The sequence below is a fragment of the Shewanella sp. SP1S2-4 genome (genome assembly GCF_031932075.1).
GTDB classification, from domain to species: domain Bacteria; phylum Pseudomonadota; class Gammaproteobacteria; order Enterobacterales; family Shewanellaceae; genus Shewanella; species Shewanella baltica.
The window spans coordinates 1-22,702 of sequence record NZ_JAUOET010000031.1 but is presented as its reverse complement, the minus strand read 5'-3'; the positions used below and the strand labels follow the sequence as shown (position 1 = coordinate 22,702).

At 44.5% G+C, this 22,702-nt stretch carries 35 protein-coding genes; 24 read left to right on the top strand and 11 right to left on the bottom strand.

Annotated elements, in window-relative coordinates; all coding sequences use genetic code 11:
- Positions 1 to 51: 51 nt before the first annotated feature.
- The 8 genes from Q4Q52_RS19605 to Q4Q52_RS19570 form a co-directional block, all read right to left on the bottom strand.
- On the bottom strand, positions 52 to 267 hold the full coding sequence (locus tag Q4Q52_RS19605; protein ID WP_220592634.1) for an AlpA family transcriptional regulator: 216 nt from the start codon (positions 265 to 267) through the stop codon (positions 52 to 54).
- Positions 264 to 389 carry a hypothetical protein gene (locus tag Q4Q52_RS19600; RefSeq protein ID WP_012089916.1) on the bottom strand — a complete coding sequence of 42 codons (126 nt, stop codon included), beginning with the start codon at positions 387 to 389 and terminating at the stop codon, positions 264 to 266. Before Q4Q52_RS19600 ends, Q4Q52_RS19605 begins: the two co-directional genes overlap by 4 nt.
- A complete protein-coding gene (locus tag Q4Q52_RS19595) occupies positions 386 to 706 on the bottom strand; it encodes a hypothetical protein (RefSeq protein WP_311991414.1) in 321 nt (106 codons plus the stop codon). The genes Q4Q52_RS19600 and Q4Q52_RS19595 overlap by 4 nt, the downstream gene beginning before the upstream one ends.
- Complete coding sequence (locus Q4Q52_RS19590; protein WP_259528264.1) at positions 703 to 933, bottom strand: hypothetical protein; 231 nt, start codon at positions 931 to 933, stop codon at positions 703 to 705. The genes Q4Q52_RS19595 and Q4Q52_RS19590 overlap by 4 nt, the downstream gene beginning before the upstream one ends.
- On the bottom strand, positions 930 to 1,208 hold the full coding sequence (locus Q4Q52_RS19585) for a hypothetical protein (RefSeq protein WP_311991413.1): 279 nt from the start codon (positions 1,206 to 1,208) through the stop codon (positions 930 to 932). The genes Q4Q52_RS19590 and Q4Q52_RS19585 overlap by 4 nt, the downstream gene beginning before the upstream one ends.
- On the bottom strand, positions 1,209 to 1,502 hold the full coding sequence (locus Q4Q52_RS19580; RefSeq protein WP_012089044.1) for a hypothetical protein: 294 nt from the start codon (positions 1,500 to 1,502) through the stop codon (positions 1,209 to 1,211).
- A gap of 29 nt (positions 1,503 to 1,531) precedes the next feature.
- Positions 1,532 to 1,879: a hypothetical protein gene (locus Q4Q52_RS19575; RefSeq protein WP_311991412.1), complete on the bottom strand. Its 348-nt coding sequence runs from the start codon at positions 1,877 to 1,879 to the stop codon at positions 1,532 to 1,534.
- A gap of 125 nt (positions 1,880 to 2,004) precedes the next feature.
- On the bottom strand, positions 2,005 to 2,367 hold the full coding sequence (locus Q4Q52_RS19570; protein ID WP_311991411.1) for a hypothetical protein: 363 nt from the start codon (positions 2,365 to 2,367) through the stop codon (positions 2,005 to 2,007).
- 515 nt (positions 2,368 to 2,882) lie between these two features.
- Between Q4Q52_RS19570 and Q4Q52_RS19565 the strand changes: the two genes are divergently transcribed.
- Positions 2,883 to 3,584, top strand: coding sequence for a hypothetical protein (locus tag Q4Q52_RS19565; RefSeq protein WP_311991410.1), 702 nt, complete (start codon positions 2,883 to 2,885; stop codon positions 3,582 to 3,584).
- 11 nt (positions 3,585 to 3,595) lie between these two features.
- Positions 3,596 to 5,188: a hypothetical protein gene (locus Q4Q52_RS19560; protein ID WP_311991409.1), complete on the top strand. Its 1,593-nt coding sequence runs from the start codon at positions 3,596 to 3,598 to the stop codon at positions 5,186 to 5,188.
- A 149-nt stretch (positions 5,189 to 5,337) separates the two neighbouring features.
- Here the strand turns inward: Q4Q52_RS19560 and Q4Q52_RS19555 are convergent, their stop codons facing one another.
- Entirely contained in the window at positions 5,338 to 6,027 is a 690-nt protein-coding gene (locus Q4Q52_RS19555) for a helix-turn-helix transcriptional regulator (protein ID WP_311991408.1), read from the bottom strand.
- A 105-nt stretch (positions 6,028 to 6,132) separates the two neighbouring features.
- On the opposite strand from Q4Q52_RS19555, the gene Q4Q52_RS19550 reads away from it, so the two are divergent.
- From Q4Q52_RS19550 to Q4Q52_RS19505, 10 genes are all read left to right on the top strand, one after another.
- Entirely contained in the window at positions 6,133 to 6,327 is a 195-nt protein-coding gene (locus Q4Q52_RS19550; protein WP_311991407.1) for a Cro/CI family transcriptional regulator, read from the top strand.
- 43 nt (positions 6,328 to 6,370) lie between these two features.
- Positions 6,371 to 6,994, top strand: a complete 624-nt coding sequence (locus tag Q4Q52_RS19545) for a hypothetical protein (RefSeq protein WP_311991406.1) — start codon at positions 6,371 to 6,373, stop codon at positions 6,992 to 6,994.
- A 5-nt stretch (positions 6,995 to 6,999) separates the two neighbouring features.
- Positions 7,000 to 7,326: a hypothetical protein gene (locus tag Q4Q52_RS19540; protein ID WP_311991405.1), complete on the top strand. Its 327-nt coding sequence runs from the start codon at positions 7,000 to 7,002 to the stop codon at positions 7,324 to 7,326.
- Positions 7,327 to 7,474: 148 nt separating this feature from the next.
- Positions 7,475 to 8,197: a hypothetical protein gene (locus tag Q4Q52_RS19535; protein ID WP_311991404.1), complete on the top strand. Its 723-nt coding sequence runs from the start codon at positions 7,475 to 7,477 to the stop codon at positions 8,195 to 8,197.
- A gap of 150 nt (positions 8,198 to 8,347) precedes the next feature.
- Entirely contained in the window at positions 8,348 to 9,205 is an 858-nt protein-coding gene (locus Q4Q52_RS19530; protein WP_311991403.1) for a helix-turn-helix domain-containing protein, read from the top strand.
- Positions 9,202 to 9,888: a replication protein P gene (locus Q4Q52_RS19525; RefSeq protein ID WP_311991402.1), complete on the top strand. Its 687-nt coding sequence runs from the start codon at positions 9,202 to 9,204 to the stop codon at positions 9,886 to 9,888. The genes Q4Q52_RS19530 and Q4Q52_RS19525 overlap by 4 nt, the downstream gene beginning before the upstream one ends.
- A complete protein-coding gene (locus tag Q4Q52_RS19520; RefSeq protein WP_006082025.1) occupies positions 9,878 to 10,102 on the top strand; it encodes a hypothetical protein in 225 nt (74 codons plus the stop codon). The genes Q4Q52_RS19525 and Q4Q52_RS19520 overlap by 11 nt, the downstream gene beginning before the upstream one ends.
- Entirely contained in the window at positions 10,103 to 11,371 is a 1,269-nt protein-coding gene (locus Q4Q52_RS19515) for a tyrosine-type recombinase/integrase (protein WP_311991401.1), read from the top strand.
- A 72-nt stretch (positions 11,372 to 11,443) separates the two neighbouring features.
- Positions 11,444 to 11,659: a helix-turn-helix transcriptional regulator gene (locus Q4Q52_RS19510; RefSeq protein ID WP_006082023.1), complete on the top strand. Its 216-nt coding sequence runs from the start codon at positions 11,444 to 11,446 to the stop codon at positions 11,657 to 11,659.
- Positions 11,649 to 12,008 carry a hypothetical protein gene (locus Q4Q52_RS19505; protein WP_259576230.1) on the top strand — a complete coding sequence of 120 codons (360 nt, stop codon included), beginning with the start codon at positions 11,649 to 11,651 and terminating at the stop codon, positions 12,006 to 12,008. The genes Q4Q52_RS19510 and Q4Q52_RS19505 overlap by 11 nt, the downstream gene beginning before the upstream one ends.
- A 287-nt stretch (positions 12,009 to 12,295) precedes the next feature.
- Here the strand turns inward: Q4Q52_RS19505 and Q4Q52_RS19500 are convergent, their stop codons facing one another.
- Positions 12,296 to 13,255, bottom strand: a complete 960-nt coding sequence (locus tag Q4Q52_RS19500; protein WP_311900289.1) for an integron integrase — start codon at positions 13,253 to 13,255, stop codon at positions 12,296 to 12,298.
- Positions 13,256 to 13,328: 73 nt separating this feature from the next.
- Between Q4Q52_RS19500 and Q4Q52_RS19495 the strand changes: the two genes are divergently transcribed.
- The 12 genes from Q4Q52_RS19495 to Q4Q52_RS19440 all read left to right on the top strand — a co-directional run bounded on the left by Q4Q52_RS19495 (position 13,329) and on the right by Q4Q52_RS19440 (position 21,337).
- On the top strand, positions 13,329 to 14,285 hold the full coding sequence (locus tag Q4Q52_RS19495; RefSeq protein ID WP_198573657.1) for an IS1595-like element ISSod11 family transposase: 957 nt from the start codon (positions 13,329 to 13,331) through the stop codon (positions 14,283 to 14,285).
- Positions 14,286 to 14,581: 296 nt separating this feature from the next.
- Positions 14,582 to 15,076 carry a hypothetical protein gene (locus tag Q4Q52_RS19490; protein ID WP_311991400.1) on the top strand — a complete coding sequence of 165 codons (495 nt, stop codon included), beginning with the start codon at positions 14,582 to 14,584 and terminating at the stop codon, positions 15,074 to 15,076.
- A gap of 111 nt (positions 15,077 to 15,187) precedes the next feature.
- Positions 15,188 to 15,544, top strand: a complete 357-nt coding sequence (locus Q4Q52_RS19485) for an Imm39 family immunity protein (protein ID WP_311991399.1) — start codon at positions 15,188 to 15,190, stop codon at positions 15,542 to 15,544.
- Between the two features lie 143 nt (positions 15,545 to 15,687).
- A complete protein-coding gene (locus Q4Q52_RS19480) occupies positions 15,688 to 16,107 on the top strand; it encodes a hypothetical protein (RefSeq protein ID WP_311991398.1) in 420 nt (139 codons plus the stop codon).
- A 118-nt stretch (positions 16,108 to 16,225) separates the two neighbouring features.
- A complete protein-coding gene (locus Q4Q52_RS19475) occupies positions 16,226 to 16,561 on the top strand; it encodes a hypothetical protein (protein ID WP_311991397.1) in 336 nt (111 codons plus the stop codon).
- Positions 16,562 to 17,137: 576 nt separating this feature from the next.
- The gene (locus Q4Q52_RS19470) at positions 17,138 to 17,428 is read left to right on the top strand and encodes a DUF3144 domain-containing protein (protein ID WP_311991396.1); all 291 of its coding nucleotides are present in this window, start codon (positions 17,138 to 17,140) and stop codon (positions 17,426 to 17,428) included.
- 153 nt (positions 17,429 to 17,581) lie between these two features.
- The gene (locus Q4Q52_RS19465) at positions 17,582 to 18,703 is read left to right on the top strand and encodes a nitroreductase family protein (RefSeq protein WP_311991395.1); all 1,122 of its coding nucleotides are present in this window, start codon (positions 17,582 to 17,584) and stop codon (positions 18,701 to 18,703) included.
- A gap of 22 nt (positions 18,704 to 18,725) precedes the next feature.
- The gene (locus Q4Q52_RS19460; protein ID WP_311991394.1) at positions 18,726 to 19,295 is read left to right on the top strand and encodes a contact-dependent growth inhibition system immunity protein; all 570 of its coding nucleotides are present in this window, start codon (positions 18,726 to 18,728) and stop codon (positions 19,293 to 19,295) included.
- A gap of 120 nt (positions 19,296 to 19,415) precedes the next feature.
- Entirely contained in the window at positions 19,416 to 19,730 is a 315-nt protein-coding gene (locus Q4Q52_RS19455; RefSeq protein ID WP_311987058.1) for a hypothetical protein, read from the top strand.
- 67 nt (positions 19,731 to 19,797) lie between these two features.
- A complete protein-coding gene (locus Q4Q52_RS19450; protein WP_287480408.1) occupies positions 19,798 to 20,193 on the top strand; it encodes a hypothetical protein in 396 nt (131 codons plus the stop codon).
- A gap of 441 nt (positions 20,194 to 20,634) precedes the next feature.
- Entirely contained in the window at positions 20,635 to 20,994 is a 360-nt protein-coding gene (locus tag Q4Q52_RS19445; protein ID WP_311991393.1) for a hypothetical protein, read from the top strand.
- 121 nt (positions 20,995 to 21,115) lie between these two features.
- Positions 21,116 to 21,337 (top strand): hypothetical protein, encoded by a 222-nt coding sequence (locus tag Q4Q52_RS19440; RefSeq protein WP_311991392.1) that lies wholly within the window; start codon positions 21,116 to 21,118, stop codon positions 21,335 to 21,337.
- Between the two features lie 97 nt (positions 21,338 to 21,434).
- On the opposite strand, the gene ltrA is transcribed toward Q4Q52_RS19440, so the two are convergent.
- Positions 21,435 to 22,702 (bottom strand): group II intron reverse transcriptase/maturase (gene ltrA, locus Q4Q52_RS19435; RefSeq protein WP_311991391.1); only part of this gene is annotated, 1,268 nt, incomplete at its 5' end.

The following is a 22,702-nucleotide window of genomic DNA, read 5'->3' as shown; positions in this document are numbered from 1 at the left end:
AAAAATAAAGCCCCAAAAATGGGGCTTTATCTTAAGGCTTAATAACTCAATTCAAGCCGCGACTTGCTGTTTTTCATCCCACTTATCGAGCGACGCTTTTAAGTAATGGCGGCCATTATGGATAGGGGCAGGGAAACCGTCGTTTCTCCGCCACTTCCAAAGCGTGGCTGATGAGCTAATCCGGTAGCGCGTCATGACTTCCTTAGTGGTAAGAAAGAGCGGCTCTTGCATTTGTTGATCCACGGTCGATTGGGTCGAAATCATCATTTACCTTCCTTTGCCAATTCCTCGGCGAGTCGTTTTAAAAATTGTTGGCAGCTGCCGGCTTGTTTGCGGGGCAGGGTGTACCACTGGCGCAAAGCGTCTTTGATCACTGCAGATTGCTTCATGCTGCTTCCTTATCTTTCGGGGCGAAGAACAGCGCGACGGGGCCATCTTCGGTGTCGTGAATACTCAGCAGGAATGAGCCGGCCTTGTCGCAAACGGGGTTCCAATCGCTGATATCGTTATCGCCCTCGTCAAAGTAGCGCTCGATAAGGTTTTCAGGGGCATCGAGTTCAAACCAAATCGCCACAAACTCGCCGCCTTGGCGTGCCGCCCATGCTTCACACTCCACACGGGTCACACCTTCATCCCACTCGGGCAAATCTGGATGGGTCCAATAACCTTCTTCACGTTCAACTGTTGCTGCTTGTATTGGGTTCATGCTGCTTCTCCTTTTATCCTGAGTTTTGATTCTGCGTTGAGTGCGAATACTTCGGCGTCGGCTTGGCCGAAGTCGCTGCACTCGATGGCGTTAAAAGACTTACAAATGCCCCAGCCTTGATAGTTGTTTGGGGTGTACTTCACTTCGATTTGTTGCTGATCGCACATCAAGGTGGAGTAGGGCTTAGATAACGTAACCACGCCATCTTTGGTGCTAAACGTATTCATGCCGCCTCCTTGTTTTGGTTGTCGCTTGCTTGGCTGACAGGCGAATGGCAGGGCAGGCGCATTGGGTGATATCGGTACGAATACACTATGGTGCGGTTAATGCCCTTGGCGAGGTTGGTTAAACCGTTGCCCAATGCTTGCCAATACAGGCAATCTAACGCGCCCAGTGCCAGTGCGATTTTGATGCTGTCGCCCGTTGTGGCCTTGAGTAACAGGCTTAACTTATGGCTGCGGTAATGATTTAGCAGATGGCGGAATGCCGCTGATTGAGTCATTTAGGCCACCTGCTTCGGTTGCAAAGGGCTTGATTGCAAATGAGTTAATTGCAGCTTGGCCCAGTCGATTGCCTTAATGGCCTCGACCGTGGCGGCTATTTGCTCTAGCTTCTTTTGCCCGCGCATAAAGTTCGACAGTTCGATCCCGTGGCGAGCCGCCGCGCGTTCGGCGGGCAGGGCGCTGGTGTAATGCAGCGTTAACGCGGCAATCACCTCGGGCGAACTAATGCGGGTGAGCGACAGCAATAACGCAACGCGCTCTTGTGATTCAAAGCCCGGGAGTAAGTGGTTCATGCGCTATTCCTTCTTTTGAATCAGCCGGGCTAAGCTGCGGCTTCGCCGTTAAACACCACCAGATTGATGATGGGTTTCTTGGTTTTGGGGTTCACCTTGTCCGACTGCTTGTGATAGCGAATATGCACATCGCGGTGGGCTTCTTGGGTCATGGCTAACACGATATATTGCTGGCACAGCGCGGGCGTCGATAACGAATGCGACAGGCGTTGTGGCTTCATGGTTTCAAACAAGTGCTTCGCCATATCATCCAACTTAGCTTGGTACTCGTCGGGGCTCAGTTGACGGCGGTTAGGGTGCGCGCCTACTGAGGTGCTGCACTTTTTGGCCGCTTGATTTTTCGCTAAGGTCATGGACACGCCGTAAACAAAAAACATAATTGCCTCCAACAAGGTGAAACTGTCGCCGTAATCGTTATCGGGATATGGACCATCACCCCTTGGTTGCTTTGCCTAGATAGCCTAAATCGCGAATGTTCGCGGCGGCTCTGCGGCTCTACTGCTTAGCCGCCGACGGGCGTGGCTGTCGTCATAGTGTGCAGCGGATGCACATTAGTGACGGCTTGCGATTCGTTGCGCCACACCATCACCTTGCCGTACAAACCTTGTTGGGGCTCAGTAAAGCGCAGGCAGAAGTTCAGCCCGAGTTCGCCCGTGTGGCGAATGAACTGGCGGGAAAACGCAGGGCTTGGGTGGTGATAAGCAAAATGCTTGACCAGCTCGGCGCAGCGGGCTTGCACCCGTGGGCAATCCATCGGGTCGGTGTGGCCCTTGGCCAGCGCCATCAAGCAGGCAAAACGTATCGCAACCAGTAGACGAAACTCATCGCGTTGCTTAGGTGTGGTGTGAACTTTCGCTAGAATCATTTCCTTGTCCTCTGTAGTGGGTGCATAAGAAGGTTAAGATAACTTGACCGATTGGTCAAGCTTGAGGTTTAAAAAACTTGACTGTACGGTTTGGTTTCTATTTTGGGGTTCTTTAAGTGAATTTCATTACTAGAAAATAAGCCGGAGGTATTTTTTACACGTGAGGCTTTGTTGTATTTCTTCGCTTGTAAGTGGTTATGATTAGATACATTTTTAACTTTGAATGATGTGAGTTAATGTTATCAATAATTTTAATGAGATTATTTTTATTTCCTTATAAATCAATTATTAATGTAATTTATCTTGGTTGGTTTATCCTTGGGGTAAACTATTTTGTTAAATGGTCACAAAAAATGTAGCGTCTGATATATTATTTTCTATGATAGTGGATGAAAAACTGATAAGTTGTATTAAATACAGGTAGTTAACATAGTTCGTTTTACTAACCAATTTAGTCAACGCACATTAGTAGAAGTAGATGATTAGCTTTTATCTTGTTAGGTTTTGGGGTTGCAATGAATGTAAAAGAGTATTTTGTTGGGTTAAATAATAATATCGCAGAAATAATAGAAACTTCTTTTGAATCGAAAAATGGAAATGATTTAAGCGATATGTTTCAATTTGTTGACGAGTTGTCTATATGGGAATCAATACTAAATAAAACAACTGATACAACATTGCTTATAAGTGCAATCAAAGAGTTTGAGTTAGGATTTCAAGCTGTTCTGTCAGGTCAATATAGATATGCTTTTATTGCTCAACGGTATTTTATAGAACAAATAACTAGATTTATTTATTTGTCAACTAACGAACTGCATCTTAGGCATTGGAAGCTTGGGATTAGAGATGTTTCATGGGGCAGTCTAATCGATAATGAAAATGGTGTTTTTTCGAAAGTCTTTATCAGAGCATTTTTCCAAGGGATTGAAGATGAGGGAGGGAATTTTATATCTTTAAGCTCAAAAATGTACCGTGAGTCATCAGAGTTTGTTCATGGGAATTTTGATAAAATCAATATTTTACCTGAAAAAATAGCATTCCAAGGTGATATGTTGGAACGGTGGTTAGAGTATATGGAAACAGGAAAACTTATAGCTATGTTTCTACTTTTTATGAGATTTTCAAAAGATTTAGATGCTTCTGATTTGGCAAAACTTGAAGCAATGGCAAGCGATGAGTTGTGTGGTATCGATGGTTTTGAGTGCCTTTTTCAGTAAAGAGAATAAATATGGCTGATTTTAAAATTAGAACGGAAAATATAAAACCTACAAAAATATTAGACTATTTTGTAGAAACAAGTAATGACCGAGTGATTATCGATAGGTTGAAAAGTGACTCGCCGATAATTTTGGTTGGTAGTAGAGGTGTTGGTAAGTCATTTTTAATGCGTGTAGCTGAGGCTGAGTTAAGAGATAGTTTTAGCATTAATAAAGTCCTGCCTGTTTACATATCATTTACTCAAGGTGCCATACTTCAACTTTCTTCTGAAAAAAATTTTTATTATTGGATGTTAGCTAGAATATGTTCAGCAACAATTAGAAGTTTAACAAAGGTAGGGGTTATTATTCCAACGGTTACCTTGGGTTCTAGTGAGTTACAAGATGATAATTATTTATCTAAGTTGATAGACGAGTTTGAAGGGACTTGGAATGCGCCCTTAACTGATGATTTAGATATATCTAAGTTGCCTTCTGTTGATATTTTTAAAGAGTATATTGAAGATATTTGTGAAGAGGCAGAAATAGATAGTATAAATGTATACATTGACGAAGCTGCTCACATTCTTAGACCTTCACAGCAACGACAGTTTTTTGGGCTCTACAGAGATATCAATAGCCCATACATAAATTGTAGTGCAGCGGTTTACCCTGGCGTAACCTCATTTGGTGATTACTTCCAACCAATTCACGATGCGGTTTTTATTGATGTCGCTCGAGACCCAAGAGGCTCTGGTTATATCGATCTGATGAAAAATATAGTAGAAAAACAGTCTGATAGTACCCAGGTTGCAAATATGATTCGCAATGGTGAAAATTTTTCAGTACTTGCTTATGCAGCAAATGGTAATCCAAGGCTTTTATTAAAAACTTTAACGAGAGCATCGGCTGTTTCCTCACGGGAAGTTGACAATGTTGTAAAAGAATTTTACAAAAATGATATTTGGGAGGAACACTCACTATTAGCTACAAAATATTCTGGATTCAAAGGATTTATTGAGTGGGGGCGTGAGTTCATTGAATCGACAGTTCTACCTGATCTTAAAGAGAAGAATGATGAGTATTTAAAGCTTGATAAAAAGACTAGTTGTTATTTTTGGATTCATAAAAACTCTCCTGAAAGTATTAAAAAAGCATTAGCTTTGCTTTGTTATACCGGTATAATTACTTTGCATTCTGAAGCTATGAAGGCTACTAGGAGTGAAGTTGGTTCAAGATATAGTGTCAATCTTGGTTGTTTATTTGCATTAGAAAATAGACCATCTGCGACTGGCGCGATTATTGCTAAAAATTTAACTATAAAGCGTATGACTGAATATGGTGCAAATCATCCTTCATATGCCAGTATGGTAAGTGACTTTGATGACTTCGATGATAAGGTTATTTCTAAAGCTCTTGAGTCGCAGTTAGATAAATCAGTTGAATTACTTGATTTGCCAAGATGGTTAATAGAAGCACTGCTTGGTCTATCTTTAAACTCAATACGTGATGTATTATCTGCATCCGAAGACACGATTCAGCGGGCGTATTATGTTGGAAAAGTAAGGTCTAGATATATAAAAAATGAGGCCACATCTGCCGTCTTTGAATATCTTTCAGGTTAAAATGTTAGTCTTATTAAATATCATGAAAATTAATGCTCTAGTCTAAATATATCATTTACCATACTAAGATAGAAACTCATACAAGTATTGAGTATACGAAGATGAGATTTGTTTCTATCCCATTACTTTACTTAATCTTTAATTGAATTTCATATTAGGACTGAATACCAAAACACTTTGCCGATCACTTTGACCTGTTTAACTTGGTCGGCATCGAGGCGTTCATCTGGATATTCGTCCGTGTTGTAGCTGCGCAGGCGTAAGCCACCACCTGGTAACTTATACAGCACTTTAATACGCAACATGCCATCGTGGTTAACTGCGTACATTTTGCCGTCGATTACATCGGTGGCAGAGGTATCCACGCCAACCGTTGAGCCGTGGGGTAATATGGGCTCCATGCTGTTGCCGTTCACTTTGACACAGGCTGCATAGTCGCTATTCACACCTTGACGTTTAAGGGTGCTCTTAGTGAAGCGCAGTTTTGGCCCTTTAAATTCGCGGCAATCGAGAATGCCATCCCCTGCGGCTAGCTCTACTTCCATGTAAAAGGGTATTTCAACTTCATCTTCCCCTAATGGGGTATCACTGTCCCATATCTCAAATCCGCCAGCCCATTCAGCGTTGGATTCCGGTTTAGTTTCTTTATTTCCAAAGAGAAGATATTCGGGTGAGCAGCTTAAGGCTTTCGCTAAGGCATGCAGGTTCTCGCCTTTGGGAGACGTAGAGCCTGATTCCCAAAGCGATACTGTGGCTTTAGTTAAGCCTATTTTTTTGGCAATTGCTGGCTGTGTAAAACCTAGCTCTTTGCGTCTTTGTTTAATTCGTTCATTCATCATCGTAAAGCTATCTTAACTTAACTTAAGTCAAGTTACCTTTTCTTTTGTTGACATTTGAGTTGAGTTTTCTTAACCTCGGTTAAAATTACTTGTCGGAGTTTGTCTATGAAAACGAAAGATGCGATCTCGCATTTTGGAAACAAGCTAAAACTGGCTGAGGCTTTGAATGTTACTAAATCGGCAATTAGCCAGTGGGGTGATGACGTTCCCGAACTCCGCGCTTATCAAATCGAACGGTTAACTGGTGGTGAACTCAGGGCGACAGAGTTGCCGTTAATGAGCCCTGAGCATGCCGCTTAAGAGTGAACCGTTCTAACACGTTAACAGAGAGAGGCTTATTAGCATGAAAACCAGTTCACATAAAAAAGATAGCCGTTTGAATTTGTTGATGAAAACGATTCATCGGGTGTTGGAGTTACCCAAGATGACGCGCTTTGCGCTGGCGATAGATTTTGTTGCGGCAGTTGAGCGCCTTGGGCTGAGTGAGGTGTTGGCGGCGGAGGGCATTAGCTTTGCCAGCACTCAAGACGTGCACAACGATGCGCGGATAAATGCCCAAAAGCTGTTCCGTTGGCTCGGCCAGTACGAGGGCCAGCATCCGCAGGTTGATCGCTTGTTTCATGTTGAGCAAGCATTGGTGGCGGCATTGCCTGAGCATTTGCGGGTGCAGTATCTCAACGATGTGTTTGGTTGCACTGGGGTGACGGTCATTGCTGACCGTATGAATGATGGTCATGTGTTGCATGTGGCCGATATGGCGGCATCACTCACCAAAGAGAACGCCGAGGCGCAAGTGGCGGTGATCCATTTGGGCGAGGAGCCCAAGCGCGAGCAGTTAGTGGCGGCGCACCGCGAGTTAAAAGAGTCGGCGGCGACTACGCAAGCGAGCATGGCGGCGTTAGAGCTGACGTATCCGTATTTAGCGAGTCATGGCGGTAAGGCGGCGCAATTCGCGGCCGAGAAGTGACCGCGATGCCGCAATCGAACCTTAACATCAATGTTATCGCCCGCGCTAAGACTGAGCTGCACCAACAGTTGATCCGCTTGGGCGACATGATCGGTGACGGTTTGCATTTAGAACCCGATGGCAAATGGATTGCGAAAGAGTATGTAAAAGTGGCGCGGGCGTTAGGTTATCGGCCCAAACGCGCTAATCACAGCGCACAGATTAATGCGGTGATGCTTAAGCGGGTGGCTAATGTGCCGTGTGGCCAGTGCGGTTTGGCTTTAAAGCAAACTAAGTCGGGCTCAAAACGCGCCGTGTGTGCCAATGGGCATAAGTGGCAGTTGTTGAAATGACTTGGTGAAACGAGTGAAGGAGTGAATGACATGTTCACAAATCAGTTAAGTGATAACTGGGCGCGTAAAAAACGCCGTTATCAAATTGCCCGCCACAGTTTGGCGACCGATGCGGGCTTGATACCTAAGATGAAGTGAGGGCATAACGATGTTTGATCCTGAATGTTTAATTTGTTGTTTGGAGGGCGGCGCCGCGTGTTCGGTACATGGGCAAGTTAGCAGTGATGATGGGCCCGCCGTGGCTGCGCTTACCGAAATGGAAACCGCGCAAGTGACGTTACTCATGATGCAAGCAAAGCAGTTAATGCTTAAGGCGATGGCGCTTAAATCTAAGTCGAACATGCCTAATAGCACTGAGCCTAACGCCAAAGATCTTAGCGCGGCAGCCTCTGAACGTGCCCCGTTAAGTGGCGTGAACATGGGCAAAGACATTGCCTGTTTTCATGGGCATACCACGGCGGAGTTGTTTAGGCGAACGCAGGTGGGCCGAATGGTTGAGGTGTTAAGGGGCTGCGATGAATTGCAGCATAGTCGCCCCGAGCGTTGGGCGGTTATCGCGACCGACATAGTGGATAAGGCATTGCTGGGCAGTGGCAAGCAGTTGTTGCTGCCGACGGTGAGCATCGATTGGATTATGAATTATCTGTTGATGGAAGAACAACGTGCGGAGCGTTCTATTGCGCTATTGGCGGTGGATGTAGGCGCGGCTGATGCGAGTGCGGTTGATATGAGTGCAATCGCGAAAAGCCGCAACGTGCACATTAAACGGCGTGATTTTTTTAGCCAGTTGCGCAGTAACTTGGCGCACAAGGTTTACTTGCTTGGCAGTGAAGGCGAGCGAGCGGAGGACAACGGGACGCATTGCAGTTGACCCGTTGCTGTAGACATAAGAAAGCCCGCTGAAGTTTTGGCGACCGATGCGGGCTTAATACCTATACCTAAAGTGAGGCAATATCATGTTACTGAAGCATGGGGGTTGCGTCAATTCGAGTTTGTGGGTTGCTCTGTTTGGGGGTGGCTTATGAGTATGGAATTGATGGTAAAAGCGATGAAGGCCAAGGTGGGTAATCCACTGCGCAAGCTGGTGTTGATCAAGCTGGCTGATAACGCGAACGACAATGGTGAGTGTTGGCCGAGTTACGAGTATATTTCGCAGGCTTGTGAGATAAGCGAGCGGTCGGCGATTAATCACATTAATGCGCTGGTTGACGTCGGACTGGTGCGCAAAATTACCCGCAAGAGTGAGCATAAACGCAATACATCCAACCTGTATATTTTGGACTTTTCATCGTGTGTTCTGAGTGATAAACCTGCTCAAACCCTACCTTTTACTGAGGGTGCAGCAAATTCACCCTTAGAAAATACTGAGGGTGCAGCATATTCACCCCTAGAAAATATTGGGGGTGCAGCAGATTCACCCTTAGCCAATTTTGAGGGTGCAGCAAATGCACCCATGGGTGCAGGAGATTCACCCTCTGAGGGTGCAGGAGCTGCACCCAGAATCTGTCACTCTTTTGAACCTATCAATGAATCTTTAAAAGACTCTTGTCCAGCAACGAGTGCTAAGTCGGTTTTCAATGCATTTTTCAAAGCCTATCCCGCCCATCGCAAAGGCGGCTCGGATTCGGCTGCGTGGAAAGCGTGGAAGGCCGAAAAGCTAACCGATGCCGATTGTGTGCTGGCGGTGACCTGGTTGAAGGAAGCTGCGGCGCTGGATACGAGTTGGGGCTTTAGTGCTAACGGCCAGTTTGTGCTCGGTATTACCAAGTTTATCCGCGAACGCCACTGGCTGACGCCGTTGCCAAGACCGATGGCAACCGCCGTTGGGCAAGTGGATTGGAGTTATGCGGTGTATGACCCTGAGGACCCCTTGATATGACTGCCAACCAAAATACGAGCATGAAATCACTGCAGACCTTGATGCGCCAGCCGCTGGTTGGGCAGGGCGCTCGGGTGACACAACCTGAGCCCACGGCGATGGACATGGCGATAGTGGACAGCGTGTTTAGCAAGTTGCGGGTGTTGTTTCCGGTGAGTGCACCACGGCCTGAGGACGAAGCGACCCACAAAGCCGAGTGGCTTAAAACCTTGGCGGCGCAGGGCATTGCCAGCCGCGAGCAAGTGCAAGCGGGGCTGAATCGCGCGAGACGCGAGCAGGGCGATAGGCAGTTTTGGCCGACACCACGCCAGTTTGCGCTTTGGTGCCAACCTACGGCCTGTGATTTAGGGCTGCCCAAGTTAGAGGCGGCGTTCAAGGAAGCAACGCGCCATTACCATCACCCTGATAAGCATACGTGGAGCCATGATGTGGTGCGCTTAGCGGTGCGCGAAACAGGCAGTTGGATGTTTGCGACGGGGCTTGAAAAGGACGTGTTGATGACCTTTGAGCGCAATTACACAGTGTTGTGCCGCCGCTTTAGCCGTGGCGAGTTGACCGATGTTGAATTGCCAAAGGCATTACCCGAAACGGTGACGCGGCCCACTGAGGCAGCCAAGGCGAAATCAATTATTGCCAAATTACGTGCAAACTTTGGGCTTAAGGGGGCAAACGATGGCAACTAAACCACTGACCCAGCGCGAACGCTTGATGCGCATCATCACAGGTAAACGGTTTTGGACCCTGTTTGAAATCCAGCAAGAAAGCTTTAACCGCTTTGGGGTTCACGACAGCGAGACAGCCTTAAGTGCGCGGTTTCGGGATATGCCGATGAACCAGCGGGTAAAACGCATACGCTCGGGTACCCATCACACCTTTGAATATCGGTTGGAGGGCTAGATGGCGCAGATTGTGACAGCAACAGGCGTGGAGCAAGGCAAGCTAAACGATGCGGTATTGCGCCGTTGGTTGCGGGCAGGGATAACGCGGGACTTTCGGGACACGCAGTTTCCGGCGGTGCGGTTACGGGCCTCGACCGATAGACGCCAAGCCTCAGTGTATTTAGTGATGAACGAAGCGGGCAAAACCGTGTGGCAAAAGCAGGGCGTGTGGCCAGTGATGTGCTTGAAGACCTTTTTAACCGAGTTACCCAGTCTGTTAGCCAAACGCAGCATGGGCCAAACGGTAATCAGCAACGAGTTTGCCACTGTTTCGCAATTGCTGGCGTGGTTTGTCACCCATGTGGAGTGCAATCGCACTTTAAGCAACAGCTGGCGCAGTAACTGTAAATCGTTAGTGAGTAAACATCTCAGTGGCTGCTTTGGTGAGTTACCACTCAATGAGCTGAACTTTATTGCAGTAGACAGTTATTTAATCAAACCCATGTTGGCGCAGGGCTACTCGGCCAATTACATCAAAGCTGCGGTGAAGGTGTTGAAACGGGCGCTATCGGTTGCGGCCGATTTACGGGTGTTAGACAGCAATAGCTTGGCGGGGTATCGGGTGCAAATGAGTTTGAAGATGCCGCCTTTGGTGGGCACGCAGTTAAGCGAGTCGGACGTGGGCCCGTTATTCAGCGCATTGCGAAATGCAGTCAGACCGGTGGCGATGCTGTTTGTGCTGATGCTGATGTTCGGTACCCGCATAGGTGAAACCCGTTTAGCCAGATGGGACCACTTTGCCGGCGATTACTGGTTTATTCCCGCCGAGAATGCCAAGAACCGCCAAGAGCATCGCTTACCCATGACGCCCACAGCCAAGAAGCTGATAACCCATTATGCCCAGTGGCAATACACCCATGTGGGCAAGCGGGCGTTTTTGTTCCCAGGCGAAGTAGGGCCGGTGAGCATACGCACTGCGCAGTATTGGAGTGAAACGATTCGGTTTAAGGCGTTTACCTCCCATGCACTAAGAAAATTGTGCCGCACCATTATTGCCGACATGGGGGTAGATACCATGGTGGGTGAGCGGATATTGAATCACACCTTGCCATTATTACTGCGCACTTACGTTAACAGCACCTTAGATAAGGGCATGTTGATGGCGTTGGATGCCTACCATGCGCACTTAATCACGCTGGGGTTTGATGATGTGGCGCCCGAGATTATGCGCCAATCGACCACTGAGACGAGTGAGCCGGACGAGCCAATGTTAGTGGGGTGGTTATGACGCTAACAATGACAATCACAAAAACAATCACAAATAAAACGAGTGGGTTATGGACTTCACGCAGGAGGATTTATGGCTAATCGCGCCGCGGATGTATTGAAAGTAGGGCGCCGTTTACGGGGCATGACCCAAGACGAAGTGGCTGAGATTTACGGCATTAGCCGCAACACTTACCAACGTTGGGAAAATGGCCGTACTACTGCGCCCTATGACGATGTGACATCGATATGCCTTGATGTGTTTAAGCTTTCCATCGAGAAGATAAATGAGGTGGCCAATGGGCTTTAGCGATGAACCCGAGCAGAGGATGAACATAAAGGCGTTGCGGTTAGGGCTGTATCGCTGGGGCCGTTATTGGGTGTACCAAGAGTTGGGCAAGGGGTTTTCGAACCGCAGCGCCTGCGACCGTTTAGGTGAAGCACTGGGCGGCGGCAACTTAAAGCACGAACTCAACGTGCCTGCCCACGTCGCCCATTATGACCACCTCGTTGAGCAGCTATCCATAAACTGCAAACGCGCCATTCGTGCCCATTACCTGTGCAAAGAGCAGTGGGCCTTAATGGGATTTGACAGCAAAAAATCTTACATCTTCTGGCTAAGAAAAGCCGAAATGGCATTGCTAGATAGGATGAATTAGAAGGAACGCCCTCTTACGAGGGCTGGCGGGTTAGCCGGTTGTCCACCAAGACTGCTAACCCGTTGACAGGATTTTATCAAAGGTTCGGACAGATACCTATGCAAAATAATTCGCGATTAAATGATGCGTTGAGCTTAGGTGTGATCTCTATATTGATCACAATGAAACTAGGCTTTTACAAATGATTGTTTTGTGGATTTATCGTTTTGGTGCTCTTGCCGCAATACGCCTTTATGCATTTTATTGGGCAAGCACCAGTTACCCCCAAGTGCTTTATTACTTAGAATTTATAACTTATCTAATGGACTCGTTGTCCCTGCGTAATGTTGGCCAAGCACATGGGTGTAGATTTGTGTAGTACTAACGTCATTATGACCAAGTAGCTCCTGAACACTTCTGATATCACTGCCCGATTGAAGTAGATGGGTTGCAAAGCTATGTCTAAATGTATGGCAGGTAACACGCTTAGTTATTTTGATGTTATGCACCGCATTGCCGAGCGCTTTACGAATAACACTCTGATGAAGATGATGCCTGCAAAGCGTTCCTGTATAAGGATTAATACAGGTTGTGGTTGAAGGGAAAATGAACATCCATCCGTGTTGCTTAAAGGCATTAGGATACTTACGCTCTAACGCATTGGGTAGGGAAGGGCCGATCCCTTGTTGGTTGTCACGGTGTTGAATCTCCATTGCCTTATTAATATATGCTGCGAGTTTAATGGCACATTTATGGCTGAGGATTGTTTGTCTATCTTTATGACCTTTACCATCCCTCACAGTCAACGAAGCTTGTTCAATATCAATATCTTGGATACGTAACCTGAGGCATTCTGAAACTCTAAGTCCACTACCATAGAGTAGTTCTATTATTAGCCTATCGCGGCCATCAAGCTCATTTAGTATTAGTGAGATTTCTGAAGGGGATAACACAGTAGGTAAATAACGCTGTTTTGTGGCATAGCAAAAACCTAAATTTCCAAGCTCATGATGCAAATGTTTCTGGTACAAATAGGCTAACGCGTTCAGTGCAATTTTTTGAGTGTTGATAGCCACATTCCGTTGATTGGCAAGGAAGGTTAAGAATTGTGCGACCTCCTCTGTTCCCATCGTTTCAGGATGACGCTTGTGGTGAAAGTTAATGAACGCCTTTATCCAATACAGGTAGGATTTTTCTGTTCTAATACTGTAACCACGCATGCGCATTTCTTCTTGAACACCGCTTAAAAAAGGGCTTTTTATACTCATGATAGCAATCCTTGCTTTTACTGTTTATATATAAGGGCTATCCATTTAGCGCCACCAGTGTCAATATGTAGTAATGAAAACTTCATCGTATTTATTAAAAGCTGGCGTCGATTACCCTACAAATTGGGACGAATTTGTTGATTGGTTTCATGATGAACAATCTTGCACCAGCTACCTTTACGCACTTCGTTGGCCAAACGGATTCATTTGCCCAAGCTGTTCGAGCTATCAATCACCTTATCAGTTAAGTAATGGCAAGTTAAAATGTCATGCTTGCCGTTCTCAGTGTTCAGTAACATCAAGTACACTTTTTGACAAAACAAGAACCCCCATGAAAAGTTGGTTTGCAGCTGTATGGTTTATTACAAATCAAAAGAATGGGGTCAGCGCTCTTGGAGTCCAAAGGCTATTAGGTCTTGGGAGTTATCAAACTGCTTGGTCTTTAATGCACAAGTTAAGATATGCCATGGTTGATCCTGAAAGAGATAAACTGTCCGGCATCGTAGAGGTTGACGAAACATTAATAGGTGGGGTCATTCCAAAATCATCTATTAAAAATCAACAGGGTAAGCGTAAAGCTGTAGTTTTGGTGGCTGTTGAGCTGCTATCACCCTCTGGATTTGGGCGGATACGTTTAAGGCAAGTAGAAAGTGCAACTAAAGAACATATCCATCAATTCATTCAAGATGTAATAGAACCTGGTAGCACAATTTGTAGTGATGGTTCTCAAGCATACAAACAAATAGACAAAAAAGGATATAAGCATAATCGGATAGTACATTTAGGTTCATCTGTACCTGCACATGAAACAATGGCTGGGGTACATCGAGTCTCATCATTATGTAAAAGATGGCTTTTAGGTACGTATCAAGGTGCGGTAAAGGCTAAGCAACTTGATTATTATTTAGATGAGTTTACATTTCGCTTCAACAGAAGAAAGTCAGATTCACGGGGATTATTATTCTACAGATTGCTTGAGCAAGCAGCGCGTTCTAAGCCGATAACGTACCAATCAATTAAAAATCGATAACCACAATATATAGTGGTTGGTCGTGCTAAGTGGATAGCCCTTTTATATATACAGTATTATTTAGAAATCGCTTAAATCAAGGAAGAGTGTAAATTTTTTTGCGCGTTTACACTTATGTTAAATTATATATTGTATTAATTATCAATAAGTTAGTTTTTGATGGTTTGAGATAATAGGTTTGGGAAACGCGCATGCGCGTTTTTCCAGATGGTGTATTTGAAAAAAAGCTGATAAGTTCCTTTTGTTACAAGTAATTAACAGTGCGCGTTTTTACTGGTCTAATGAGGTAAACGCGCATGCGCACTAATAAAATGTTATATGTACAAGGAGTTGTGGTGAAAAAGTTCTTCAAATATCTAGGTTTTGGTTTTTTAAGCGTTATTATATTTTTTATTGGCATTGGAGTTGTAACATCAATCAATACCGTAGATAAAGAGGCTGTATTCGAACCTTATATTGCTGAAGCGATTCCGAAGTTAGCTTCATGGGATCAAACTTCTTATCAAGAGTTGATGTCAGAAGAGGGCTTTAACGGTGCAACACCAGAGCAGTGGACTTTGTACCTTAATAAATTTTCAAAACTAGGTGAGTTTCAATCAATTGGTAAAGCAGAACTTCAAAATTGGAAAACACTTTCACCAATCGGTAGCCCAAGCGTTACATATGCTGTTTATCAAGTACCAGTCACATTTTCTACAGGTCTTGCTCATGTCCAACTGGCTTTGCAATCATCTGAAGAGAAAGTAGAAATAAATAGTGTTAAGTTTTTATCTGACATTCTTATGCAATAGTACATATAACAAGCCATTCAAAAGGACAAAAAACAGCTTGCTGTCCTTCGTTCCTCAGGCATTATAGCAAGCTGTTTTTTGCCTCTTAATGGGGCGTTATACGGACTTCTCATGAACGATTACCTTCTCCTTCTAGGCGGCGTAGGTTTAGTCAAAGGCAAAGTAAAAGGCTTTGGACCTGCCTTGTTGCAGGCCTCTAAGGACCTTTCTGAGTGCATGAGGTTATCCGGCTGGTCCACAAGTGCCCCATTTGATAAGGTCAGCCTCATTGTCAAATATGGAGCAGACCCTTCACAAAAAGTAGAAATAGGGCGCATCAACAAACATAAAGAACTGGAAGCCTCTATTCAGATCCCATTAGAACAACTCCAAAATTCGTCAAGCCTAGAGGCCGAGATTAAAGAAGTTTCAGTTCATGTACTAAATTTAGTATCAACGAAGTATGGCCTCCCGAAAATCACCGTATAACAATTGGTTCAAATCGTTCGCTTCGCTCACTGGGACGGGCTAAAGCCCGCCCCTTAACCAAACGTTAAGTGCCTATGAAGATCGTCAGCATCATTGCTCTATCGCTAATAATTTGCTGCAACCTATATGCAGAGGACAAATCAATGGATCAAGAAGAAGCCCAAAAAACTTGGGACGAGTACCATGAAAGAATAAAAATGCGCCGCCTTGCAGAAGCGAAAATTATAAATACCGAACTGGTCAGTAATGGCATCACTACAGAAACCGACCTAATACTAGACTTTAATTTCTTCACTCAAGATGAAGACGGTGCCAAAGGTATAAAAGAGCAGCTTAGTGAAAACTATGAAATGTCGATGTATCAGGATGGCGAATACTGGAAAATTTCAGGCACCTCTAGACCGTATGCTGTGAATTTATCCACTGAGCAACATTTAGGTTGGGTAGAGTTCATGCACGATGTCGCCCTTTCTTATGGCTGTATTTTTAGCTCTTGGACTGTTACCGAACATAAAACAAAGAAGTCGTGGTCAAATGAAAGTATTGAAACAGAGTTCGATTAGGTCAGCACTTAACAAGTCAAAGCACTCGGACATGGTAAAGCTGTCACCTTTTTTGTTCCAAAAAAGCCGCCAACTTCACCATGCCGATGTTTGAGGCGTTAAATGCCAAAAGGGAAATATGAGCTACGATCATCCAATCGAAGTAATCGAAAATGATGTTCTTGTTGTCTCGGTTGTAGACTCAGACGGCAATTATTTTATGTGGCAAAAAGGTCTAACCGAAGAAGTCGGTTCGGAAGATGGTATTTACTTCGAATTCGATGACCAAATTAATGGTAGCCACGACCAAGTGTCCGAGTGCACGGTAACCAATGACGGTATTCATGTATTACTTTCTAACGGCAAATTAGAGCATTTTTACTTCCCACCTAAATTCGATAAATTCAAAGAATTACGGGCGGGTCTAAACAAAATATATGCTGAGCATGGTGGCATAATTGAATTCAGCATTTAACAAGCGGCTCCACCGGACAAATTTTATTGTCACCTTTTTTGTACCAAAAAAGCCGCCAACAAAATTTGCTCGGTGAGCCGGGCGTTATGCTTAATCACCAAAAGTCAGTGGTTTATGATTGTTCTTTGTTCCCTTGGCTTTTTAGTTTGGTGTTTCTCGGCAAGTTGGCTTCAGTGGGCGCTGTTTTCCGGACAATTATTCTTTGGCGCTGGAAATTCAGCGAATTGCCTCAATCAATTTTCGGGCAAGCGCGAGGTTGAGGCGGTTGGCTCAATAAGCAATCTGATCTTAGGTTTGTTTAGAATTAGCGGTCAAAGTTCAAAGTCTGATTTTCAAAATCATGAGTCATTTCAGTTTTTTGGTTTTTGGTTTTTTTTTGTGAATCAAAGCTGAGTTAATCTTGGTTTTGGTAAAACGTAAGTCATTGAAGCTTAAGCATAACAAACGGTTCAAGAGGGACAGCCAACGCGCGGCATTTTTACCATGCGTTAGTTTTTGTGGTTACGGTGTTATGCGGAAGCTTGGTAATGGCGTTGGCTGCCCCTTAACCGGGCGTTATGCACCGAAGGAGAATCCGTGCAAGAAGTAGATGACGAATTTTATGAGCGTGCTGATGCGCACATTCATTTGTCCAACGATCAGATAAATGAAAAGGCCACCCTAGGCAAAGTAAGTGCTTCAAATATGTACGCTACGGCTCGTTTCAATGCATGGGTTAGCGCGTGCAGCTGGAATAATGGCCAAGAAATGGCTGCTTCCAAGCAAGAGACACTAGACTACTTCGTCACTGAATACCGAAAAATGCTCGAAGAAAACCTAGATGATTACATCGAAAACTTCGAGTCTTACATGAGGCCCAGCGAGTAATGCATAACAAGGCCATTAAATTCGCTCCCTACGGTCGCCGGACGCTCGCAAACTCGCGCCGTTTATGGCGGCGTTAGGTGCCACTTAGTCAGAGATCGTTCATACTTTATCAAAAGTTGATTTTAGCAAAAATTATTTTAATAGGGGATTTATATGCCATTAGAAAAACAATGGTCCTTTGAAGATAGTGCGCTATGGAAGCTTAAACTGAGGCTTCAATTTAGTGGTTGGTTACAATATATTATTCATGCAGCATGGATATCGATACTACTGCTGATTACTGGAGTCGGTTGGTTAATTGGGCATTGGCAAGTTTTGTTGTTTTGGTTACCACTTGGTTTAGCTACATTGTTGAGTATCGCGCTGGTTGGCACGATAATCATGGTTAAATATGGATTACACCCCACCGAAAAAATACCTCCCAATAAAAATCATCTCGATGCATTTGATTTGATGCGATCACGTCAATCATGCCGTTCATTTCAATTTCGTAATTTAACAGCCGATCATCATGCTGAATTACTCAAGGCGGTTCAGTTTCATACTCAAGAAAACCAACTACTTGGGCAAAAACCTATTCGATTTGAATATATCAAGCCACCATTAATCGTTTGGCCCGTTGTTGGTGCGCACGAATTTTTGGTAGCCATTGCCCCAAAGGAATATGACCGCTTATCAATCATTGATGTTGGTCGGAGTTTGCAAAAAATTGTGATTCAAGCAACTCGCATGGGTATTGCGACTTGTTGGATAGGGCCAGGCGCCGATAATAAAAGCATTCTGCAACATCTAGATGACAAGATCGACCCAGAAAACGATCATGTCATTTGTGTTTGTGCAATCGGCTATGATTCGATGTATAAGCCATTATTCATTCGCTTCTTTAATCGCTTAATGCATAAACGTTTACCATTATCGGAACTGTTTTTTTCCGACCCGTCACTTAGTACACCATTGGATACTCAAGCCAATCCATATAGTCTTTATGGACGTTGTTATGAGGTTTGCCAGTGGTCACCGTCGTCATACAATGGGCAAACTACTCGCTGTGTCGCAATAACAGAGCAGGAAAAAGGTGAAGAAAACATCATTCGTTTTGATTTCTTCACCTCCATCAGCTCGCGGTATTATGCCGCTGTTGCACTTGGTATCTGGCTTGCAAACTGGGAAACAGGTTGTGAGGCTTTGAATATGCGCGGTCATTTTAAAGTTCTGCCACCTATTACAGCAGCTCCTGAGCTGCCACGCTACGACATCAGCTGGGTAGTTAATTGAAACCCCTTAGCAGGTGGTTTTATTGAGCTCTGATACACTTAAAACCTATATGGTCAGTATGTTATTCAAGCGTAATGGGCACCTAACAAGCGGCTGCACCGGACAAATTTCCGCTGTCACCTTTTGTGCAAAAACACGCACAAAAGCCGCCATCAAAATTTTGCTCGGTGAGCCGGGCGTTAGGGCCCGTCAGGTAGGTGATATGGATTATTCGAAAACATTGGAAGTATTAGAAAATGATATCTGGGAAGAGCCAGAATTCAATTCTCATTTAGTTACAGCTTGCCACAAACTACGTAAAACCCCTTTAAAGAATTTAACGGCTGAAAACCTTAGAATGCTCATCGGCCAAGAAATTGGACTGATCTACTTAATACCTTTGGCTTTAGATATCCTTGAAAATCATTTGTTGGTATCAGGTGATATGTATGAAGGTGATTTACTATGTTCTTTGTCGGGTGTCAGCAAGCAGTTTTGGGATTCAAATACAGAGTTAAAAGCTAGAGCGTTTGATTTAATTCATTCTATTGACTCTGTACTGGAGACACTGCAAAGAGCTAAAAGCAAGCTAGACAGCAATATTTCGTGGTAATGTGCCCTAACAAGCCAAGCAAGTGGGACAATTACATGTGGGCTCCCTTCGCTTCGCTCCGTATTTTAGCCCACATGTAATTGCCCCTTCTTGGGGCGTTAACTGCTCTTAGAGGTTTGAGTGATCTACGAAATTCGAATTAATGATGTAGTAATTGGTACTACCAACTTAGAGGGTGGTGATCCGCCGATGGGGTTCGTATTTGGCACTGTCACTCCAACTGAAAACTATGAGTTTTTATCTGGTGTGGTCAAAGCTGAGCTATATGAGCAGGGCCGAGATACCGAAATCAAATGTGAGTCTATTTCTTTTGAAGACCTTACAAAGGAAATGGGAGAAATGTGCATTGAAGTCACAGCTCTTATAGATTCTTATGAAGAATATGATAAGTATTTTAAACACCATCGAGAAGCTTATGAAAAGCAGTTCTCGTAATCAGCAGTTAACAAGTAAAGGCATTGGACGCGATAAAGCCGCGCCCATGCTTTAGGCGTTAAATGCCATGGATACATTAGCGAAACTTGCAGATAAAAATAAAGCCCAAGAGAAGCACAGAAGTAAAGAGCGCTTTCTGACTACTGTTGTGGTGCTGGTTTTAATTCCATGTTTCTTTGGGATTGCCATAGATGTCGGAGTAATTAATTCTTCTGCGAGCTTTAATTTGTGGCTTTTCGGCTTTGGTGCGCTTTGCTTTGGGTTACCCTTAGCGGCTATGGGTGACTTAATGCTTTTTTCGCGCTGGCTAAAGATAACGGGCCTGATTGTTGCTCAAAGTTGGTTTATTTACTTTTGGGCCTTCCAGATGCAATCTTGGCTTGCGTTTGTGCCTTTACTGCCTGCATTTGTGCTGCTGCAAATCCAAATGCGAAAAATCAAACAACAATCAGAGCATGAGTAAAATAACATTTAACAAGTTACTTAATTTCGTTCCGGCCACAAACAGCGTGGCCTCCACTGGACTGCCTTTGCTTCGCTGCGGCAGCCAATTAGCAAAGCGTTATGTGTTTTGGTGAGCCATGGAAGACTTTATTTCTTTAATAGCCAGAGGTGTTTTTTGGCTTTTCGTTGAAATGTTTTTTTATAAATTATGTTACGTTGTGGGTTACTACTCTTTACGCCTTATCTCGGCGGGAAAGCACCCCAAGTATGAGCTTGAATTGCATGAAGAAGTTGAAAACTATCTATGGGGAAATTCTTTGGTTTCGCTCTTTGGGCTGCTACTAATCGCATTTACTATAGGAGTACTTTTACATTGCGTAATTTGAGAAAACACATAACAAACAAAGGCAAGGCGACGCATACCGCGCGCTTGCTTTGAGCGTTAGGTGTCTGGGTAAACATGAAACTTAAGAGTTTAATTTTAATATGCTCATTAACATTTATTGGATGTGAGTCAAATAACTCATCATCTCAAGAAGTTGATGGCGTTAAAATTATCGGCCTTATCTCGGAGGCTACTGCTCGCGATTTAATCACTTTGTCAATGATGTGCTCTGATCTTAGTTGTCTGGGTAACAGGAAAGAATCTGTGCCTCAGTGGTTGAAAGGTTATTCGAAAATTGGGTATATAAGTCTAGAAAGTAGAACTGTTTATAAGGTTTGGGTTAGAGCTCATGATCATGCTTATCTAGCGCTATATTTTACGCAAAATGAAAATGGATTTGAATTGAGTGACTTCGGCTTCGGTGAATTGAACTAGCACACCTAACAAATGCATTAAAATTGACGTCTAACAGTTGGCTGGCGCTCATTCTTCGCTTATTTTAGCCAACTGTTATCCGCAATTTATGCGGGCGTTATAAACCACAAGGAGAGTTCAGTTGAATATTAATGCTACGCTGCTCGGCGAGATCATGATTGTATTCATATTAGTTGTAGGTGTATTAAGTTACTACCTCGGTCGTCGTAAAACACAAACGCCGATTTTGGCTGGTTTGCTCGGTTTAGTGCTTTCAATCATTCCACCGTTTGGCTTGGTTTATCTGGTGGTGCTCGTGCTTAAAAAAGATGTAGGTTCTACATCGGAGACAGTAAGTGGGTAAAGTGGTTTATAATCGGGTAGCTGGAGGTATCTAGCCTCCAGCCCCCACACCACCCTGCATGCGGCTCCGCACAGGGCGGTTCATTTAGAACCCCTAACTAAACTTTCTGGTTAGGATAATGAACTGCGATCCATCCATCTCTTAGTGAATATAATCCTGCTTTCTTCAGATACTCATTACTTAACGCTTGCTGTATTCCTGGTGTCTTCGAGCTACGCCAAGGGCCTTTACTTGTGATACCACAAGCAACAGCAGCTTGGATCCTGACGCCACGTTTTAGTAAGTTTTGTACCTTGGTCCGTGGTTTTCGCCACTGACGCCAGTAGCACATACGTACACGACGTCGGATCCAGTGATCTAAATCGACACATCCTTGATAAGCGTTAGCGATACCAAAGTAGTTGATCCAGCCTTGCATGTATTGACGCACTTTAAACAGCTGATACTCCATACTAACGCCCCAATTTCGGTTCGTTAGTCGTCTCATCTTTTGTTTGAAAATGTGCAATGTTTTAGCATGCCACTGGATTTTCCCGCGATTAAATGTGAAGCCTAGGAACTTGCTTTGACTTACCTTAACCACTTGGCTTTTCTGTTCATTAACAACCAGTTTTAGCTTAGTGGCAAGGTATTGAGTGATGCTCTTGAGTACTCGTTCTCCCGCTCGAATAGACTTTACCAAAATGATAAAGTCGTCCGCGTAGCGGGCGAATTTATGCCCTCGGCTTTCCAGCTCTTTATCCAGACTATCCAACATAATGTTAGAGAGTAATGGCGAGAGTGGACCACCTTGAGGCACACCTTCAAAGCTTGCTTCAAATTGGCCATTGACCATCACACCTGCTCGAAGGTACTTACCAATAAGCGCCAACAGCCGCTTATCCTGCACCTTGCTTCTAAGTAGAGTCATCAAGAGATCATGATTAACTCGGTCAAAGAACTTAGACAGATCAACATCGACGGCAAATTTGCGTTTCTGTTTAATGATATCCCGTACTTGCAGTACCGCTTGCTTGGCATTTCTGTTCGGCCTAAAGCCAAAGCTGTTAGTCGAGAAGAATGGGTCAAACAGTGGCGTGAGTATTTGAGCAATGGCTTGCTGTATCACACGGTCAATAACGTTCGGGATCCCCAATTTGCGTTTACCGCCATCGGGTTTGTCGATCTCCACGCGCCTGACCGCTGAGGGTTGGTATTCACCTCGTTCCAATTGAGATTTACACTGTTGCCAGCCGCCTTGTTGCATCCAGAGCGGGAAGGCTTCGATGGTCATGCCATCGATGCCCGCCGCACCTTTATTGGCTTTAACTTGACGCCAAGCTCGGTGTAGATTTTCAGGTTCGAGCAGTTGTTGAAATAGATCGC

What these genes read in the sequence shown, in the direction of transcription:
- Q4Q52_RS19515 (WP_311991401.1), top strand. Translation starts at nt 10,103, where the DNA reads ATGGCGCAGATTGTGACAGCAACAGGCGTGGAGCAAGGCAAGCTAAAC.
- Q4Q52_RS19505 (WP_259576230.1), top strand. Translation starts at nt 11,649, where the DNA reads ATGGGCTTTAGCGATGAACCCGAGCAGAGGATGAACATAAAGGCGTTG.
- Q4Q52_RS19450 (WP_287480408.1), top strand. Translation starts at nt 19,798, where the DNA reads ATGGATACATTAGCGAAACTTGCAGATAAAAATAAAGCCCAAGAGAAG.
- Q4Q52_RS19580 (WP_012089044.1), bottom strand. Translation starts at nt 1,502, where the DNA reads ATGAACCACTTACTCCCGGGCTTTGAATCACAAGAGCGCGTTGCGTTA.
- Q4Q52_RS19560 (WP_311991409.1), top strand. Translation starts at nt 3,596, where the DNA reads ATGGCTGATTTTAAAATTAGAACGGAAAATATAAAACCTACAAAAATA.
- Q4Q52_RS19595 (WP_311991414.1), bottom strand. Translation starts at nt 706, where the DNA reads ATGAACCCAATACAAGCAGCAACAGTTGAACGTGAAGAAGGTTATTGG.
- Q4Q52_RS19485 (WP_311991399.1), top strand. Translation starts at nt 15,188, where the DNA reads ATGAACGATTACCTTCTCCTTCTAGGCGGCGTAGGTTTAGTCAAAGGC.
- Q4Q52_RS19545 (WP_311991406.1), top strand. Translation starts at nt 6,371, where the DNA reads ATGAAAACCAGTTCACATAAAAAAGATAGCCGTTTGAATTTGTTGATG.
- Q4Q52_RS19480 (WP_311991398.1), top strand. Translation starts at nt 15,688, where the DNA reads ATGGATCAAGAAGAAGCCCAAAAAACTTGGGACGAGTACCATGAAAGA.
- Q4Q52_RS19565 (WP_311991410.1), top strand. Translation starts at nt 2,883, where the DNA reads ATGAATGTAAAAGAGTATTTTGTTGGGTTAAATAATAATATCGCAGAA.
- Q4Q52_RS19550 (WP_311991407.1), top strand. Translation starts at nt 6,133, where the DNA reads ATGAAAACGAAAGATGCGATCTCGCATTTTGGAAACAAGCTAAAACTG.
- Q4Q52_RS19530 (WP_311991403.1), top strand. Translation starts at nt 8,348, where the DNA reads ATGAGTATGGAATTGATGGTAAAAGCGATGAAGGCCAAGGTGGGTAAT.
- Q4Q52_RS19590 (WP_259528264.1), bottom strand. Translation starts at nt 933, where the DNA reads ATGAATACGTTTAGCACCAAAGATGGCGTGGTTACGTTATCTAAGCCC.
- Q4Q52_RS19535 (WP_311991404.1), top strand. Translation starts at nt 7,475, where the DNA reads ATGTTTGATCCTGAATGTTTAATTTGTTGTTTGGAGGGCGGCGCCGCG.
- Q4Q52_RS19500 (WP_311900289.1), bottom strand. Translation starts at nt 13,255, where the DNA reads ATGAGTATAAAAAGCCCTTTTTTAAGCGGTGTTCAAGAAGAAATGCGC.
- Q4Q52_RS19605 (WP_220592634.1), bottom strand. Translation starts at nt 267, where the DNA reads ATGATGATTTCGACCCAATCGACCGTGGATCAACAAATGCAAGAGCCG.
- Q4Q52_RS19555 (WP_311991408.1), bottom strand. Translation starts at nt 6,027, where the DNA reads ATGATGAATGAACGAATTAAACAAAGACGCAAAGAGCTAGGTTTTACA.
- Q4Q52_RS19495 (WP_198573657.1), top strand. Translation starts at nt 13,329, where the DNA reads ATGAAAACTTCATCGTATTTATTAAAAGCTGGCGTCGATTACCCTACA.
- Q4Q52_RS19575 (WP_311991412.1), bottom strand. Translation starts at nt 1,879, where the DNA reads ATGTTTTTTGTTTACGGCGTGTCCATGACCTTAGCGAAAAATCAAGCG.
- Q4Q52_RS19600 (WP_012089916.1), bottom strand. Translation starts at nt 389, where the DNA reads ATGAAGCAATCTGCAGTGATCAAAGACGCTTTGCGCCAGTGGTACACC.
- Q4Q52_RS19465 (WP_311991395.1), top strand. Translation starts at nt 17,582, where the DNA reads ATGCCATTAGAAAAACAATGGTCCTTTGAAGATAGTGCGCTATGGAAG.
- Q4Q52_RS19490 (WP_311991400.1), top strand. Translation starts at nt 14,582, where the DNA reads ATGCGCACTAATAAAATGTTATATGTACAAGGAGTTGTGGTGAAAAAG.
- Q4Q52_RS19445 (WP_311991393.1), top strand. Translation starts at nt 20,635, where the DNA reads ATGAAACTTAAGAGTTTAATTTTAATATGCTCATTAACATTTATTGGA.
- Q4Q52_RS19540 (WP_311991405.1), top strand. Translation starts at nt 7,000, where the DNA reads ATGCCGCAATCGAACCTTAACATCAATGTTATCGCCCGCGCTAAGACT.
- Q4Q52_RS19510 (WP_006082023.1), top strand. Translation starts at nt 11,444, where the DNA reads ATGGCTAATCGCGCCGCGGATGTATTGAAAGTAGGGCGCCGTTTACGG.
- Q4Q52_RS19585 (WP_311991413.1), bottom strand. Translation starts at nt 1,208, where the DNA reads ATGACTCAATCAGCGGCATTCCGCCATCTGCTAAATCATTACCGCAGC.
- Q4Q52_RS19520 (WP_006082025.1), top strand. Translation starts at nt 9,878, where the DNA reads ATGGCAACTAAACCACTGACCCAGCGCGAACGCTTGATGCGCATCATC.
- Q4Q52_RS19475 (WP_311991397.1), top strand. Translation starts at nt 16,226, where the DNA reads ATGAGCTACGATCATCCAATCGAAGTAATCGAAAATGATGTTCTTGTT.
- Q4Q52_RS19570 (WP_311991411.1), bottom strand. Translation starts at nt 2,367, where the DNA reads ATGATTCTAGCGAAAGTTCACACCACACCTAAGCAACGCGATGAGTTT.
- Q4Q52_RS19525 (WP_311991402.1), top strand. Translation starts at nt 9,202, where the DNA reads ATGACTGCCAACCAAAATACGAGCATGAAATCACTGCAGACCTTGATG.